General features: G+C 66.3%; 12 protein-coding genes and 1 pseudogene. 10 read left to right on the top strand and 3 right to left on the bottom strand.

Annotated elements, in window-relative coordinates:
* Positions 1-24 precede the first annotated feature (24 nt).
* The gene (locus ACO05L_RS10970) at positions 25-2256 is read right to left on the bottom strand and encodes an ATP-binding protein (protein WP_421729209.1); all 2232 of its coding nucleotides are present in this window, start codon (positions 2254-2256) and stop codon (positions 25-27) included.
* 277 nt (positions 2257-2533) lie between these two features.
* Between ACO05L_RS10970 and ACO05L_RS10965 the strand changes: the two genes are divergently transcribed.
* The 6 genes from ACO05L_RS10965 (at position 2534) to phoB (ending at position 9138) form a co-directional block, all read left to right on the top strand.
* On the top strand, positions 2534-3889 hold the full coding sequence (locus ACO05L_RS10965; protein WP_421729208.1) for a sensor histidine kinase: 1356 nt from the start codon (positions 2534-2536) through the stop codon (positions 3887-3889).
* A gap of 109 nt (positions 3890-3998) precedes the next feature.
* On the top strand, positions 3999-5435 hold the full coding sequence (pstC, locus tag ACO05L_RS10960) for a phosphate ABC transporter permease subunit PstC (protein WP_421729207.1): 1437 nt from the start codon (positions 3999-4001) through the stop codon (positions 5433-5435).
* Positions 5428-6732 (top strand): phosphate ABC transporter permease PstA, encoded by a 1305-nt coding sequence (gene pstA / locus ACO05L_RS10955; RefSeq protein ID WP_421729206.1) that lies wholly within the window; start codon positions 5428-5430, stop codon positions 6730-6732. Before pstC ends, pstA begins: the two co-directional genes overlap by 8 nt.
* Positions 6733-6736: 4 nt before the next feature.
* A complete protein-coding gene (gene pstB / locus ACO05L_RS10950) occupies positions 6737-7702 on the top strand; it encodes a phosphate ABC transporter ATP-binding protein PstB (protein WP_421729205.1) in 966 nt (321 codons plus the stop codon).
* A gap of 10 nt (positions 7703-7712) precedes the next feature.
* Complete coding sequence (gene phoU, locus ACO05L_RS10945) at positions 7713-8432, top strand: phosphate signaling complex protein PhoU (RefSeq protein ID WP_421729204.1); 720 nt, start codon at positions 7713-7715, stop codon at positions 8430-8432.
* A 16-nt stretch (positions 8433-8448) separates the two neighbouring features.
* A complete protein-coding gene (gene phoB, locus ACO05L_RS10940; RefSeq protein ID WP_421729203.1) occupies positions 8449-9138 on the top strand; it encodes a phosphate regulon transcriptional regulator PhoB in 690 nt (229 codons plus the stop codon).
* On the opposite strand, the gene ACO05L_RS10935 is transcribed toward phoB, so the two are convergent.
* Both ACO05L_RS10935 and ACO05L_RS10930 read right to left on the bottom strand, forming a co-directional pair.
* Positions 9114-10136, bottom strand: coding sequence for a hypothetical protein (locus ACO05L_RS10935; protein ID WP_421729202.1), 1023 nt, complete (start codon positions 10134-10136; stop codon positions 9114-9116). The two genes, phoB and ACO05L_RS10935, sit on opposite strands and share 25 nt — an antisense overlap.
* 77 nt (positions 10137-10213) lie before the next feature.
* Complete coding sequence (locus tag ACO05L_RS10930; protein WP_421731679.1) at positions 10214-11101, bottom strand: Hsp33 family molecular chaperone; 888 nt, start codon at positions 11099-11101, stop codon at positions 10214-10216.
* 191 nt (positions 11102-11292) lie between these two features.
* Here ACO05L_RS10930 and ACO05L_RS10925 point away from each other — a divergent pair, with 191 nt between their 5' ends.
* The 4 genes and pseudogenes from ACO05L_RS10925 (at position 11293) to ACO05L_RS10910 (ending at position 16592) form a co-directional block, all read left to right on the top strand.
* Positions 11293-12738, top strand: a complete 1446-nt coding sequence (locus tag ACO05L_RS10925; protein WP_421729201.1) for an SDR family oxidoreductase — start codon at positions 11293-11295, stop codon at positions 12736-12738.
* A gap of 60 nt (positions 12739-12798) precedes the next feature.
* Positions 12799-13278, top strand: a pseudogene (locus ACO05L_RS10920) (HAD family hydrolase); the annotation flags it as partial.
* 183 nt (positions 13279-13461) lie between these two features.
* Positions 13462-14691: a phosphoglycerate dehydrogenase gene (gene serA, locus ACO05L_RS10915; protein WP_421731678.1), complete on the top strand. Its 1230-nt coding sequence runs from the start codon at positions 13462-13464 to the stop codon at positions 14689-14691.
* Between the two features lie 89 nt (positions 14692-14780).
* Entirely contained in the window at positions 14781-16592 is a 1812-nt protein-coding gene (locus ACO05L_RS10910) for an autotransporter domain-containing protein (RefSeq protein ID WP_421729200.1), read from the top strand.
* Positions 16593-16804: the final 212 nt, after the last annotated feature.

The following is a 16804-nucleotide window of genomic DNA, read 5'->3' as shown; positions in this document are numbered from 1 at the left end:
CCCCGGCGCCCTGCTGCCAGTCTGTCAGGCTGCCATGGCCCTGGCCTGAGCCGACAGGTCTGAAACCAGGCCCAGCAGCTCGGCGGCGTTAAAAGGTTTGGCAAGGTGGTGGTCGGCGCCGGCGGCGTGGCTGGCGGCGACATGGTCGGGCAGGGCGTTGGCCGTCAGCATGACGATCGGTGTCCGTTCTAGCCCCATCGCCGCCTCGTGCAGGCGGATTTCGCGCGTCGCCGTCAGTCCGTCCATCACCGGCATTTGCATGTCCATCAGGATCAGGTCGAAGCTATTCGACTGACAGGCGGCCACGGCCTGGGCCCCGTCCTCGACCGACGTCAGATCGACCGCCGCCTGGCCCAGGATCAGTTCAACGACCCTGCGGTTGGTCGCGTGGTCGTCGGCCAGCAGGACGCGGATGATGTGGGCTTCACCGGCTTCAGGCTCCGCGTCTGGGCGCTCGATCCGCACCGGCGGCGCCTCGACCTGCTGCAGGGGCAGGGTCATGATGAAGGCCGAGCCGCCTTCGGGCTCGCTCTCGCAGTCCAGATCGCCATCCATCATGGTGACCAGTTCGCGACAGATGGCCAGACCCAGGCCGGTCCCGCCAAAGCGACGGGTGATGGTGCCATCGGCCTGCTCGAAACGCGTGAACAACCGGGCGCGGGCCTCGGCGCAGAAGCCGACGCCGGTATCCTCGACCGTGAACCGCAGGATCGGCGTTCCGTCCGTGCGGGCGCTCTGCGCGACGGTCAGGCTGACGAAGCCTTCGGTGGTGAACTTCACGGCGTTGGACACTAGGTTGGTGAGCACCTGTTTCAGGCGGACGGAATCCCCCTGAACCCAGATGGCCGCATTGGGGTCGATCTCAATGAAGAACTGAAGCCCCTTGGCCTTGGCCGCAGATGCATAGAGCTGACCGGCATCGCGGACAGCCCGCGCCAGGTCGAAGGTTTCGCTAGCCAGTTCGAGCCGCCCGGACTCGACCCGGGCGAGATCGAGAATGTCGCTGAGAAGAGCCTGAAGGGTCCTGCCGGATGACTGGATCAACTCCAGCATCTCGCGCTGGTCGGGCGACAGTTCGGTGCGGTCTAGCGCCTGAGCCAGGCCGATGACGCCGTTCAGGGGCGTGCGGATCTCGTGGCTCATGTTGGCCAGGAATTCGGACTTGGTGCGGTTGGCAGTCTCGGCCTCGTCACGAGCCATCTCTAACGCCAGAGCGTCCCGCTTCAGATCGGAAATGTCGGTGCAGACCGTGACTGTGCCGCCTGCGGCTGTCTTGCGATCCTGCACCCGAAGCCAGCGTCCGTCGGACAGCTTCTGCTCCATGGTGTTGGACAACAGCTGGCGTGCAGCCATTCGTTCCGCCATCCAGGACTCTTCGCGGCCCTCGGCCTCTGCATAGACGCCCGCGTTCATGTCGATGCCCACAGCCTCGCGAAACAACATTCCCGCACGCAAGGACTGGGCGACGCCGGGGTTCACCTCGGCATAGCGCGAGTTCCATACGAGGAGCCGGTCGTCGGCGTCGTAGAAACCCAAGGCGTCGGGCATGGCGTCGATAGCCTGGCGCAGATGCCCCAAGGCGTTGGTCCGCGACCAGTAGGCGACGCCCATGACGAAGGCCGCGATGGCGATGACGACCGTCATGACCAACGCAAGCACGATCAAAAAGACCTCTGCGCTGATGCCGCCGGTGGCCAGGCTTGTGGGATCAGGCAGGATGGTGATCGCGCTCATGGAGCCGAAATGAAAGCTTGCGACGCTGGCGACCAGTAGGGCCGCAGCCAGCGGCAGTCCCCCGGCGCGTCCCGAGGTCGAGGGTAGGCCGGCGAGAACAGCGAGGACCAAGCCGGTTAGTATTGAACCCGTCACAACGCCAGGATCGAGGGCGATGCTAGCGCCTTCAAGTGACATGGCGGCGATACCGACGAAATGCATGGCTGCGATGGCGGCCGCGACCACGACCATGCCCGTTACTCGACGCCAGCGGGCTCGGCCTTCGACGGCCATAGCCGTATAGCTCAGCATTCCAGCCAGGATTACGCCCAGCGAAGCCAGGGTCGCGGGTATCTCGTAGGTGACAGGAACGCCGGCTTTATAGCCGAGCATTGAAATGAAATGCGTCGCCCAGATCGCCAGGCCGGCGACAGCGGCTGCGGCGGCGGCGAACAGCTTCTTACCCTTGGAAGACGCCTGGCGCGCCAGGTTCAACAGCAGCAGGGCCGCAACCACTCCGGCGGCGCACACAATGGCCGCCATCAACACGAATGGCCATTCGTGTTGCGAGGTCAGACAGTACAGAATGCGGTCCACAGGCTTTCGGCCCCTTCCTAGAAGCCGCATCCTCGCCCGAACAGGTAAAGAAAGCGGCGCCTTATCGGACGAAATTCGCGCTCGCATTGTCATAAAGACGCGGTGATGGTGGTGCTATCGGCTTTCGAGTCGTGGCGATTTCGCCGCAAAGCGTGGGATTATTCTGGAAGCAATGACATCGGGAACGGGACCAGATGGCGAGACCAGCAGCCTTGATCGGTTGTTGACGACATCCACCGCAGCCTGGTTGGCGGTCGGGATCATGATCCTGCTGGCGATGCTCAATCACGAGGCGGCGAGGGGATTGTGTCTCGGCGCAGGCTTGGTGGGACTGATCGCCTGGCTGGCAGGCCGGCGGACGCGTCCCGCCGCTGACACCCGCGAGGACGTCGCTCCCGTCGTGGACGACGAGCCCCGGCGTCTGCTGGATTCCGTGTTCGAGACCCTGGACGATCCAATCATGGTCATCAGCGGCGGCATGGCCGACGATATGTCAGGGCGGCGCATCATCCTGGCCAATGCGTCGGCGCGAGAACGACTCAGGGTTGCGCGCGACGGCGGGGCTCTGGTCGCCTCGGTTCGGGACCCCGAAATGCTCGAAGCCATCGATGAAGCCCTGTTTGGCGGATTGACGCGCTCGGTCGACTATACCGTCAGCGGCGCACAGTCGCGCGAATGGAAGGCCTCGATTCATCCTCTGCCGTCGCCGGGGCCGTCGCCACTGGTGTTGCTGTCGCTGCGAGACGAGACGGACCTGCGCCGGACCGAGCGGATGCGGGTCGATTTCCTGGCCAACGCCAGCCATGAACTACGCACGCCCCTGGCGTCGCTGACGGGGTTCATCGAGACGCTAAAGGGCCATGCGCGCGACGACACGCGGGCGCGGGATCGTTTTCTCGACATCATGGCGGTGCAAGCCGACCGGATGGGTCGGTTGATCTCCGATCTGATGTCGCTGAGCCGCATCGAACTGAATGAACATGTGCCGCCCCAGGGGCGAGCCGACCTGTCGCGCACCATTCTGGATGTGGTGGACGCCGTGGGCCTTCTGGCTAGGGGCAAGGGCGTCACCCTTAAGGTCGAGCAGGACGGCGCCGCCTGGGTCGAGGGTGAGCGGGACGAAATCCTGCAGGTGGTTCAGAACCTGGTCGATAATGGAATCAAATACGCCCCGGCCGGATCCTCGGTGGAGATCACGGTTCGAACCGGCAGGTCGCTGGACGATATCTGCGGGCCTCGAACGGAGGTGGCGACCCGCCTGGCCCTGCTGACGCCAGACCGCGAGGCTGGGGCAACCTATGCCGCCGTCACCGTGCGGGATCACGGGCCGGGGATGAAACGGGAGCACCTGCCGCGCCTGACCGAACGATTCTATCGCGTCGAAGGCCAGAAGAGCGGCGCCCACTCGGGCACGGGCCTGGGTCTTGCGATTGTCAAACATATCACAAACCGTCATCGCGGCGGCTTGGTAGTCGAGAGCGAAGAGGGGCAGGGAGCAGCGTTCACCGCCTATTTCCCCGTTATTAATCAGTTGGATGAGGCCGCGACAAACTCATTTCAAGAGGCGGCTCCGCTGTAACAGAACTGTCATGCAGCCGTCGTAATCCGCTTGCGAAACACGGGCAGTTTGCGGCCACGACGCCTGCGGACCTCCCCGCGCGCGACAGTCATGGCTTTCGTCGCTCTTCATGCTCTGGATAACGCTTTCGATCCTGGCCGTGCTGGCTGGCCTCGCATACCTCGGCGGACGGACCCTGTCGCAGCGACGCGCGGCGGCCAGCGCCAGCAAGCCTCATTCGCGCCCGGGACAACACGGCTTCTACGCCCTGATCTGGGTCGCTCTACCGGCCCTGGCCGTGCTGATCGTCGCCGGGATCTTCGCCGGACCGATCGGGCACCAGACATTGATGGCCGGAGCGCCTGCCGAGGTCCTGCAGCTCGAGCCCTTCCGGCGAGAGGCCTTCTTCGCCGATGCGCGCCGCGTGGGCGCAGGTCTTGAAGCCCAGCAGATCTGGCCCGGTTCTCTGAACGACGAACTGGCGCAGGAAGGGCGACGCTCCGCAGGCATCAGCCAGGCCCTGGCGATTGGCCAGATGATCGGCGTGCTGATCGCCGCCGCCATGGGCGGGCTGTTCGTCTTCATGCGCATCCGTCCCGATTTTCGCGCCCGCAACCGGGTCGAGTCGTGGATCGGCGTGGGTCTGTTCGCCTGTTCGGCCGTGGCCGTCCTGACCACCATCGGCATCGTCTCGTCCCTGTTGTGGGATTCGATGCGGTTCTTCAGCACCGTGCCGGTGACCGAGTTCCTGTTCGGAACCCAGTGGAGCCCGCAGATCGCCATCCGCGCCGACCAGGTCGGATCGACCGGAGCCTTCGGCGCCGTGCCCCTGTTCGCCGGCACCTTCCTGATCATGCTGATCGCCATGTGCGTGGCGGCGCCGGTCGGGCTGTTCTCGGCCATCTACCTGTCGGAATACGCCAGCCGCCCGTCGCGGGCCATCGTCAAGCCGGTGCTGGAAGTGCTCGCGGGCGTTCCGACCGTGGTCTATGGCTTCTTCGCCGCCCTGACCGTGGGGCCGGCCTTCCGGGTCTTCTTCAACGAGATCGGTGCCCTGCTGATCGGCGGGCCGCTGGACGGCATGGGCCAATACCTGATGCTGGTGCAGAACCAGATGGCGCTGGTGGCCGGGGCCGTCATGGGCATCATGCTGATCCCGTTCGTCTCCTCCCTGTCCGACGACATCATCAACGCCGTGCCCCAGTCGCTGCGCGACGGGTCCTACGCCATGGGCGCGACCAAGTCCGAGACGGTCAAGCGGGTGCTGCTGCCCGCCGCCCTGCCGGGCGTGGCTGGCGCCCTGCTGCTGGCCGTGTCGCGCGCCATCGGCGAGACCATGATCGTCACCATGGCGGCGGGTCTGGCCGCCAACCTGACGCTCAATCCGCTGGATACGGTGACCACCGTGACCGTCCAGATCGTCACCCTGCTGACCGGCGACCAGGAGTTCAACAGTCCCAAGACCCTGGCGGCCTTTGGTCTGGGCCTGACCCTGTTCCTGGTGACCCTGGCGCTGAACGTCGTCGCCCAGCGCATCGTGCAGAAGTATCGGGAACAATATGACTGACGCGACCCCCGACATCTTCGACCGTCCGGCCGACGCCGGCCGTGCCGGACGGCTGCAGGCGGGCCTGAAGAAGCGCTACGCCCGCGAGAAGCGGTTCAAGGCCTATGGGATCATGGCGGTCGCCGTGGCCATCGGCTTCCTGACGCTGCTGCTGTTCCGCATCATCGAGCAGGGCCACACGGCCTTCTATGCCCACGAGGTCACGCTGCCGGTCTATATGGACCCTGCGCGCATCGACCAGGCCTACCCCGAAGGCACCAATTTCGAACTGCTGGTCGCCGAGCAGGAGCTGGCGCGCCTGGGCGTTCAGGACGATGCGGCGGGCACGCAGGCGCGGGCCATGCGCTCGCTGTTCTCTTCGGAACTTAAATACCGCGCCGCCGACATGGTGCGCGACAACCCGGAGATCATCGGCAAGACCGTCACCATCGTCGCGCCCGCGTCGGACGAAGCCGACCTCTATTACAAGGGTGAGATCTCCATCGAGACGCCTGCCGACCAGCGCCGCCTGTCGGACGCCCAGATCGGCTGGCTGGACCGGATCAAGGCCGAGGGCGCGGTGCGGACCCATTTCAACGGCGCCCTGTTCACCAACGGCGATTCGACCGAGCCGGAACTGGCGGGCGTGCTGGGGGCCGTGATCGGATCGGCCCTGATGCTGATGGTGACGGCGGTCATCGCCATTCCGGTCGGCATCGGCGCGGCGGTCTATTTGGAAGAATTCTCGCCCAAGAACAGGATCACCGACCTGATCGAGGTCAACATCAACAACCTCGCGGCCGTGCCGTCGATCGTCTACGGCCTGTTGGGCGTGGCCCTGTTCATCAACTGGATGCACCTGCCCAGGTCCTCGCCGCTGGTGGGCGGTCTGGTGCTGGCCCTGATGGCGCTGCCGACCATCATCATCGCCACCCGGTCGTCGCTGAAGTCGGTGCCGCCTTCGATCCGCGAGGCCGCCCTGGCCATGGGCGCCAGCCGCACGCAGACAGTGTTCCAGCACGTCCTGCCGCTGGCCATGCCGGGCGTGATGACGGGCGCCATCATCTCGATGGCCCACGCCCTGGGCGAGACCGCGCCCCTGCTGCTGATCGGCATGGTCAGCTTCGTGCCGGGCATTCCGCACTCGGTCGTCGAGCCTACGGGGGCGCTGCCGTCCCTGGTCTATATTTGGGAGAATGCGTCCGAGCGGGCGTTCCACGAACGGACGGCTGCGGCCATCATCGTGCTCCTGACCTTCATGATCGTCATGAACGCCGCCGCGATCCTGCTGCGTCGGCGCTTCGAACGCCGGTGGTAACCTAATGAAATTCCCTTTCTTCCGAGCCAACGACGACCGCAACGGCGGCGGTGTCGCCGACCCGACCGAAGTCCCCCGCATGGGCGGCCAGGCCCTGCCTGCCGCCGCGACGACCGACGCCCCGACGGATGACGTCTCTACGCCCGAGCCTCAGGTCGAGGCCGGAGCCCAGACCCGTATCCCGCAGGTGACCTCGACCCAGGCGCCCGTGGGCCCGACCAAGATCGCCGTGCGCGACGTCTCGGTCTTCTATGGCGACAAACAGGCGCTGCACGACGTCAGCATCGACATTCCCGACAAGACGGTGACGGCCTTCATCGGCCCCTCGGGTTGCGGCAAGTCGACCTTCCTGCGCTGCATCAACCGCATGAACGACACCATCCAGGGCGCGCGCGTCACCGGGCGGATCGAGATGGACGGCCAGGATGTGAACGCCCGCTCGGTCGATCCCGTGCTGCTGCGCGCCCAGGTCGGCATGGTATTCCAGAAGCCCAATCCGTTTCCCAAGACCATTTTCGAGAACGTCGCCTATGGCCCACGCATCCACGGCCTGACGACCAGCAAGCGCGAGCTTGAGGACATCGTCGAGGCCTCCCTGCGTCGCGCCGGCCTGTGGGACGAGGTCGCCGACCGGCTGCACTCGGCCGGCACCGGCCTGTCGGGCGGTCAGCAACAGCGTCTGGTCATCGCCCGCGCTATCGCCGTGAACCCCGAAGTCATCCTGATGGACGAGCCCTGTTCGGCGCTGGACCCCATCGCGACGGCCAAGATCGAGGAACTGATCGACGAACTGCGCGAGCGGTATTGCATCGTCATCGTCACCCACTCGATGGCCCAGGCGGCGCGGGTGTCCCAGCGGACGGCCTTCTTCCACATGGGCCGACTGATCGAGACGGGCGACACCGAGACCATCTTCCAGAACCCGCGCGAGCAGCGCACCCTCGACTATATCACCGGCCGCTTCGGCTAAGGATCGCGCAATGAGCACCCATACCGTCAAGGCCTATGGCGACGAGCTGGATCAGCTGACAGCCGAGGTCGCCCGCATGGGCGGACTGGCCGAGGCCCAGGTCGCCGACGCCGTCGAATCCGTTTCGCGCCGCGACATCAGCATGGCCCGGGCCGTGGTCGAGCGCGACCTGCGTCTCGACACCATGCATCGCGACATCGAGAAGAAAGCCATCCGGCTGATCGCCCTGCGCCAGCCGGTCGCCACCGACCTGCGCAAGACCCTGGCGGCGATGAAACTGGCGTCCGACCTGGAACGCACCGGCGACCTGGCCAAGAACATCGCCAAACGCGCCCTGGTCATCGCCGGCACCGAGCCGATGCAGCCCCTGACCCGGTCGATCGTCCGCATGGGCCGGCTGGTGTCGCAACGGCTGCGCAATGTGCTGGACGCCTATACGGCGCGCGAGCTGGACGGCGCCCTGGCCGTCTGGGCCTCGGACGACGAGGTGGACGAGCACTACAACGCCCTGTTCCGCGAACTCCTGACCTACATGATGGGCGATCCACGTACGATCAGCGCCTGCACCCATCTGTTGTTCATGGCCAAGAACCTGGAGCGGATCGGCGACCACGCCACCAATATCGCCGAGACCATTCACTACGAGATCACCGGCGACGAGATGATCGGCGAACGCCCGCGCGGCGCCTTCACCAGCGGCTCCGACGTCAAGCCCAACGCCGAAGACTGACGAAAAAGGACGCGTCATGCAGCCCTATATTCTGGTCATGGAAGACGAGGACGCCCTTGGCGCCCTGTTGCAATACAATCTCGAAAAGGAAGGCTACGACGTGATCGTGGCCTCGGACGGGGAAGAGGGGCTGCTGCAGATCGACGAGCGGCTGCCCGATCTGGTTCTGCTGGACTGGATGCTGCCCAAGGTGTCGGGCATCGAGGTCTGCCGCCGCATCCGCGGTCGCCCGGAATCACGCAACCTGCCGATCATCATGCTGACGGCGCGGGGCGAGGAGAGCGATCGCATCCGCGGCCTGGATACGGGCGCCGACGACTACCTGACCAAGCCCTTCTCGATGACCGAGCTGACGGCCCGCATCCGCGCCGTGTTGCGCCGGATCCGTCCCGGTCTGGCCGACGACCGTGTGGGGCATGGCGACATAATCATCGACCGCGTCGCCCACCGGGTGAAACGTTCGGGCAAGGAGGTCCATCTGGGGCCGACCGAGTTCCGGCTGCTGGACCACTTCATGCGGCATCCCGGTCGGGTGTTCAGCCGTGAGCAGTTGCTGGACGCCGTCTGGGGCTCCGACGTCTATGTCGAGGCGCGCACCGTGGACGTCCACGTCGGTCGCCTGAGGAAGGCGCTGGATGTGGGCGACAGCGCCAACCCGATCCGCACCGTGCGGTCGGCGGGCTATTCCCTCGATCTGGAAGGTTGAACCGCCCGATTGGCCATCTCCTCGGCCGTGGCGGCGCGAGGTCCGAAGGCCAGCGCTGGCCATTGCGGTAAGAGGCGATCCACGGCCAGCATGATGGCCAGGCCTTCGTCCTGGCTCCAGTGGCCTGAGCCGCCGCGCACGAAGGCGATGGCGTCGGCCGATGACATCCGCCCGCCGCGCGGGTCCGTCAGCCAGGCCCAGGCCGACCAGTTGCCCGTGCCTTCCATCGTAAGGAAAACGTCGTCGGCTTCGGCATAAAGGGCATCCGGCCCTGTGAACCAGCGCGCCTGACGCTCTCGCATCTGCTGCAGCCCGTCGTTCAGATGACTGCGCGCCGAACCGGCGTCCGGCGCCGAGACCGCCCGATAGAGTGTATCACGCTCAGCCTCCCACATGGCCTGATAGCCTGGACGCCCGGCAAAACGGTCCTGAACGATGTCGTCGTTGGCGTCCTCGGGCAGACCCAAAGACAGCAGGCGATCGACCCGCGCACCCAGGCCGTCGGCCTGCTGGGTGTGGGTGAACTCGTGCATGAAGACGACTATGGCCAGCAGGCGGGGATCACGACGCTCGGCCCCGTCGGCGCGCCAGAGGGCGGGCAGGGCCATGATGAAGAACATGCCCTCGGACGTGGGGGCGGCGAAGGCCAGCCGCTGGGCCGGGACGGTCGAGCCGTCGGGGATGGCTACCTGACCTGTGTGGGATTCGGCCGATGTCCGAAAACGACGGCCTCCGGCATTGAAATCGCCGCGCCGGTCCGGCGTCAGGCGATAGACGCAGGCCTGGTCGAACAGGGCGATGGTCGGGGTAATCGGATTGTCGATCCGCAGCCGCTCACGATCCAGACGCGCCCAGGCGTCGAGCGCCTGGGCGGTCCACTGACGGGGTTCGCCGGTGAAACGGCATTGCGCCGACAAGGCCGATGCGAGCTCGGGTCCAGCCGGTTTTGTGGCGGGCGAGAGCATAAGGGCGGCGGCGAGGGCGAGGACGGTCAGCATGAGCGCTCCAGACAACGCCACTGTCTCCCACAAGCTCCACAGCTCAAGTGAAATCGCTGCAAGGCTGAGGCCCGAATCTAGTCTGCGGCGGGACGGGCCGCCTCCTCGGGCGACAGCTCATAGACCGTCGAGCAGTATTCGCAGGTCACGCGGATATTGCCGTCGTCCTCGACCATGTCGTCGCGTTCCGCCTGCGAAAACGAACTCAGAACGCCGACGATACGCTCGGCTGAACAGCGACAGACCGCCGACAGGTTCAGAGGCTGTTCGAGACGCACGCCGTCCTCGTGGAACAGGCGATAGAGCAGGATTTCCGGCGTTATGGTCGGGTCGATCAGTTCGTCGTCGGCCAGGGTCATGAACAGGGCTCGGCTGCGGTCCCAGACATCCTCGGTCGAACCGCGAGAGGCGTCGCCGGCCACCATCTGGATCATGGCTCCGCCCGCGCGCCAGTGAGTCCCGGCTTCGGTGGTGATCTGGCCCACGGCCAGACGCACCTTGGTCGGCACCTGCTCGGACTGGGCGAAATAGTGTTCGGCGCACAGCGACAGGCTTTCGCCCTCGATGGGGGTGATGCCCTGGTGGCGGTCGAAATCAGGCCCCTGGTCCAGGGTCATGATGAAGACGCCCTTGCCCAGCAGGGTCTGGGCGCCGGGCCGCGCAAAGCCGGTGGAGGCGGCAGCGACTTCGTCCTCGTCGAAACGGCAATAGCCGCGCAGCGTGCCCGAGGTGTCGTAGTCGGCGACGACATAGCGGACGGGGCCGTCGCCCTGGGCCTGAACGATCAGCCGCCCGTCGAACTTCAGGCTGGAGCCCACCAGGGCCGCCAGCGCACAGGCCTCGCCCAGCAGGGCGGCGACCGGTTCGGGATAGTTGTGAGCCGAGATGATGGTGTCGACCGCTTCGCCCAGACGCACCAGGCGGCCGCGCACGGGCCAGCCCTCGATCTGGAAGGCGGCGGCCATATTGTCCTGGCCGGGCTCGGCGGACGACTGAGTAGGCGTGGGGTCTGTCGGCGCGTGATAAGACACGTTGGGGTTCCGGCATCGGCTGTCTGGGAGCGCGTCAAGATAGGCGCCGCGAGCGTCTATGGTAAGGGGCATGGATAAGGGCGACAAAAGCCCGCCGTCGGAACCGCGACACCCAGGGACGAGACATGCCGACAAAACCGATCCTGAAGCCCCTGCATCAGCAGTCAATCGTCATCACGGGGGCGACCTCCGGCATCGGCCTGGCCACCGCGCGGCGGGCCGTGAAGGCCGGGGCCTGCGTCTTCCTGATCGCGCGAGGGCAGAACGATCTGAAGGCGCTGTGCGAAGAGTTGCAGGGGCAGGGCGGGCGTGTCGCCTTCGCCGTCGCCGACGTGTCGGACTTCGACGCCCTGTCGGAAGCGGCGGACAAGTGCCGGCGGCTGTTCGGCGGCTTCGACACCTGGGTCAATAATGCGGGCGTATCGATCTACGGCTCGATCCGCGAGACGACGCTGGAAGACCAGCGCCGCCTGTTCGAGACCAACTACTGGGGTGTGGTCAACGGCTCGACCATCGCCGCCGAGCATCTGCGCGGACGGCCCGGCGGCGGGGCCATCATCAACATCGGCTCGACCCTGGCGGATGCGCCGGTGCCGATCCAAGGTGTCTATTCGGCGTCCAAGCATGCGGTGAAGGGGTTCACCAATGCCCTGCGGATGGAGCTGATACGGGATCGCTCGCCCATCGCCCTCACCCTGGTAAAGCCTGCTGCTGTGGACAGCCCCTACAACAGGCACGCCCGCAACCTGACGGGCTATGCGGCCAAGAACCCACAGCCGGTCTATGCGACCCACGTCGTCGCCGACGCCATCCTGTGGTGCGCGGCCCATCCGATCCGCGAAATCACCGTCGGTGGGGGCGGGCGACTGATCGCCGCATTCTACTCGGCATTGCCAGGCTTGGCGGAACCTCTTCTGGCCCGGTTCGCTCCTAGCCTGATGCGGGACAGGGGTTCCGCCTACGATCCTTATGCCGACGGTCTCTATGAAGCCGGCGACGACGGTCTCGACGAAGAGGTTTATTATCCCATGGTTCGACAGTTCAGCGTTCTGGCCGAGGCCCGCAAGCATCCTGGCATCACAGCCGGCACGGTCGCCCTGGTGGCGACGGCCGCCATCGCCACCCTGTTGCTGACCCAGCGTTCCGGCCCGATGCGCTATGAGCGGATCCGGGATCGGCTGGACCCGCGCGGCTGGATCGACGCCGAGGCCCTGCGCCATCGTTTCGAGGACATTTCGCGCGGTCTGGCCGACGGCGTCGAGGACCTGGGTCACCGCGCCGAGGAGTTCGGCGGCGACACCCGCGATCAGGCCAGAAAACTGTTCGAGCGCGGCCAGAAGGCTGTCGCCCCGTCCAAGCGCCGCAAATACGCCAAGGCGGCGCGCGGCTATTATGACGACGCCAGCGACAAGGCTCGCCATTACGCCGACGTCGGCGGTCGCTACGCCAAGGACCACGCCCGCGAAGGCGGAGCCCTGCTGGCGGTCGCCACCATCGCCGCCGCCATCGGCGCGGCGGCCCTGGAAAGCCGCCGGCCGGACAGCCGCGTGCGTCGCATCGCGAAATTCTAGGCGTTCAGCTTAGCAATCATCGTTGCTGCATATGCGAGTGAGGGCGTAGAGAGCGCGGCCATGACCGCTGCTCCTACGTTCGTCTTCGACTTCGATTCGACCCTCGTGCGCATCGAAACCCTTGATGCGCTCGCCGACATCGTTCTGGACGGGCATCCAGACGCGGATCGGGTCCGGGCCGAAATCGCGCGCCTGACCAATCTGACCATGGGTGGCGAGCTCGACTTCGGACAGTCGCTCAGGGCGCGTCTGGCCATGCTGCCCCTGACCCGCGCCCATGTGGACGCTCTGGCCGACCGGATCCTGGACGAGGGCACATCGTCGGTGCGCCGCAACCTGCGCTTCTTCCAGGAGAACGCGGCCAATATCGTCATCATCTCCGGCGGCTTCCGCGAGATCATTGCTCCTGTCGCCGAACGCCTGGGCGTCAGCCCCGATCGGGTTCTGGCCAATGATTTCGTCTATGACGCCGAGGGTCGGGTGACCGGCGTGGACGACGCCAATCCGCTGTCGCACGCGGACGGCAAGCCCAAGGTGATCAAGGCGCTGAACCTCACCGGCCCAATCGTCATGGTCGGGGACGGCTGGAACGACGCCGAGGTCAAGCTGGCCGGCGCCGCAGACCGGTTCTACGCCTTCACCGAGGTCGCCCGCCGCGAGAAGGTGGTCGCCGTCGCCGACGCCGAGGTGCGTTCTATGGACGAACTGCTGCACGCCGAGGGCATGGCCGGTCGCTGGTCCTTCCCGCGCAGCAAGATCAAGATGCTGCTGCTGGAAAACATTCACCCCGCCGCCGTGCGCGAGCTGGAGGAGGCGGGTTATTCCGTCCAGACCGCAAAGGGCGCGCTGGACGAGGACGACCTGATCGCGGCGCTGAAGGGTGTCCATGTCCTGGGCATCCGGTCCAAGACCAATGTCACCGAGCGGGTCCTGGCCCATGCCGACCGGCTGATGGCCATCGCCGCCTTCTGCATCGGCACCAACCAGATCGACCTGGACGCCGCCGCTGCGAAGGGGGTCGCGGTGTTCAACGCGCCCTATTCCAACACCCGTTCCGTCGTCGAACTGGCCATCGGCCTGACCATCACCCTGATGCGCGACGTGGTCGACAAGTCGGCCGCCATGCACGTCGGCAAGTGGAACAAGTCGGCCGAGGGATCGCGCGAGCTTCGCGGCAAGACCCTGGGCATCGTCGGCTATGGCGCCATCGGCTCGCAGCTATCGGTGCTGGCCGAGGCCCTGGGGATGCGGGTCATCTTCTATGACATCACCGAGCGGCTGGCCCTGGGCAATGCGCGGCGCATCCGCTCGCTGGACGCCCTGCTGGCCGAGGCCGACGTGGTCAGCCTGCATGTCGACGGCCGGCGCGAGAACGCCAACATTTTCGGCGCGGCCCAGTTCGCCAAGATGAAGCCCGGCGCCCTGCTGTTGAACCTGTCGCGCGGCCATATCGTCAACGTCGGCGACCTGGCCCAGGCCATGGGATCGGGCCGTATCGGCGGGGCGGCGGTCGACGTCTTCCCCGAGGAGCCGCGCACCAACGCCGACCCCTTCGACAGCCCGCTGATGGGCCTGAAGAACATGATCCTGACGCCGCACATCGGCGGCTCGACCGAGGAGGCCCAGGAAGCCATCGCCGAGTTCGCGGCCGAGCGCCTGCTGGGCTATCTGAACCGGGGCGACACCACCTTCTGCGTCAACCTGCCCAACGTCCAACTGGCCGAAGTCACGGGCGGGCACCGCATCCTGCACATCCACAGGAACCAGCCGGGCGTCATGGCCGAGCTGAACCGCGAGCTGACGGCGGCGGGCCTCAACATCCTGGGCCAGCACCTGAAGACCGACGAACGGACCGGCTATGTCATCATGGACGTGGACCGCGACTATGATCCCGAGGCTCTGAAGGCGCTGAAGACTGTGGCAGGAACGCTTCGCTTCCGACTGCTGCACTGACAACCTTACGTCGCGGCATCTTGCGTCTGCTACAAACGGGCGCATGCTCCCGATAACGACCGCGTTCTGACGGTCGAGGGAGGATTCTCGTGTCTAAATATCTTCGCTCCGCAGGGCTTGTCGCCCTGTCATTCGCCGCGGCCTGCGCCGTGTCCACCGCCGCCAGCGCCCAGGAATACGACCGGCTGGTCGTGTTCGGCGACAGCCTGAGCGACAACGGCAACCTGTTCAACGCCACGGGCGGCGTGGCGCCGGCCGCGCCCTTCGTGGACGGACGGTTCTCGACCGGGCCGGTCTTCACCGAGCTTCTGGGCTTCAACGCTGGCCGCTTCACCGAGGGTGCGCCGGTCACCGGCAGCGTCAACTACGCCTTTGGCGGATCGCGCACCGACGCCATCGCCAGCCCCGGTCCCGGCATGCAGACCCAGCTAGGCGCCTACCTGGGCGCGGGCGGTCAGTTCGATTCGAGTGACCTGGTCAGCGTCCTGGGCGGCGCCAACAACATCTTCCAGGGCATCGCCGCCGCTGGCGCGTCGCCCAACCCTGTCGCTGCCATCGACGGCCTGGGACGTTCGGCTGCAACCGACATCGTTGGAATCGTCAACACCATAGCAGGCGCGGGCGCAGGTACGGTGCTGGTCACCAACTTGCCCAAGCTCAGCCTGACGCCGGCCTTCAGCGGTACGCCGGGCGCGGCCCTGGCCGACCGGGGCGTGACCACCTTCAACACCGCCCTGGCCGCCGGCCTGGCCCAGGTCTCCGCCAATAATGCGGGCGCCAACATCATTACGATGGACCTGTTCAAGATCGGCGACACCCTGGCCGGGGATCCGGACGCTTTCGGCATCGGCAATGTCACCGATTCCTGCTTCGCCACGGCCCCTGCCGCCTGCAACAGCGGCAACTATTTCTACACCGACGGCGTACACCCGACCGCCCTGGGACATCGTCTGATCGCCCGGCTGGCCAACGACTACCTCTATTACGCCGACATCGGCGCGGCGTCGGCCCTGCAGGGCGAGACCGCCTATCGTCACCGCGAGGACAGCCTGGACATGGCGACCGAGAGCCTGTCAGGCCGCGCGCCCTGGGCCGCCGGCACGACCCTGGCGGTCAGTGCGACGATCGACAAGACGGACACGGACGCTCGCGGCGCGGTCGGCGATGCCTCGTCCGAATCCTATGGGGTCCAGATCGCGCTGGAGTCCGGCCCGTCCGAGAACTGGCGCTTCGGCGCCCTGGGCTCGTTCCGCCAGGACGAGGTCAAGTCCGGCCTGCTGAACTTCGACGTCAACACCATGTCGATCGACATCTACGGCGGTTGGCGCTCGGGCGGCATGTTCGTCACGGCGGCGGCCGGCCTGGCCAATAACAACTTCGACGACATCGAGCGCCTGACCTCCCTGGCCCCGCTGGTGCACACCGCCGAGACCAAGGGGACCAGCAGCGGTTTCCGGCTTCAGGCGGGCTACTGGTTCGAGGCGGGCGGGTTCGCCATCTCGCCGCGCGTGGGCCTGACCTCGGCCTCCAGCGACGTTGACGGCTATTACGAGCAGGGAACGGCGGCCCAGTACCAGTACCAGGACCGCACGGTCGAGGCCCTGACCGGCGAGGTCGCGTTGCGAATCGAGGGCGACATGGGCGGCTGGGGCGTGTTCGCCGAAGGCGGCTACCGCGACAACCTCGACGACAGCAGCGATGCGGTCGGCGTCGGCATCTACGGCAACAGCGCCCGCGTTCTGTATCGCGAGGTGGAAGACCCGTTTGGTGGCCAGTTCCTGGCCTCGCTGGGCCTCGAAGGCGACCTGGGGCCGGTCAAGGTCAGCGTCGGCTATCGCGGTCGCTTCGGCGATCATGCCGACAGCCACATGGGCGCCATCCGGTTCGCCCTGCCGCTCTAAGGCGTCTGTTCAGCAAATGGGGCGCGTCGGTCGAGAGGCCGGCGCGTCTTTTTGCTTTCGGACATATGACTTTGGTTCCGGGTGCGACGGTCTGTCGCCCTAACCGCCCCAAAGTCGCCCCAGGTGAGCGCGATAGGGACGCTCCTTCGAGCCCGCGCCGCTGATGTGGCGTTCGCCGCCGCGCTCCGACCGGAGCCGCGACGCATGGGCTG

This window comes from Brevundimonas sp. (assembly GCF_965227765.1).
Taxonomy (GTDB): domain Bacteria; phylum Pseudomonadota; class Alphaproteobacteria; order Caulobacterales; family Caulobacteraceae; genus Brevundimonas.
Note: the sequence above shows the minus strand (reverse complement) of the source record. Positions and strands in the feature narration are given on the sequence as shown.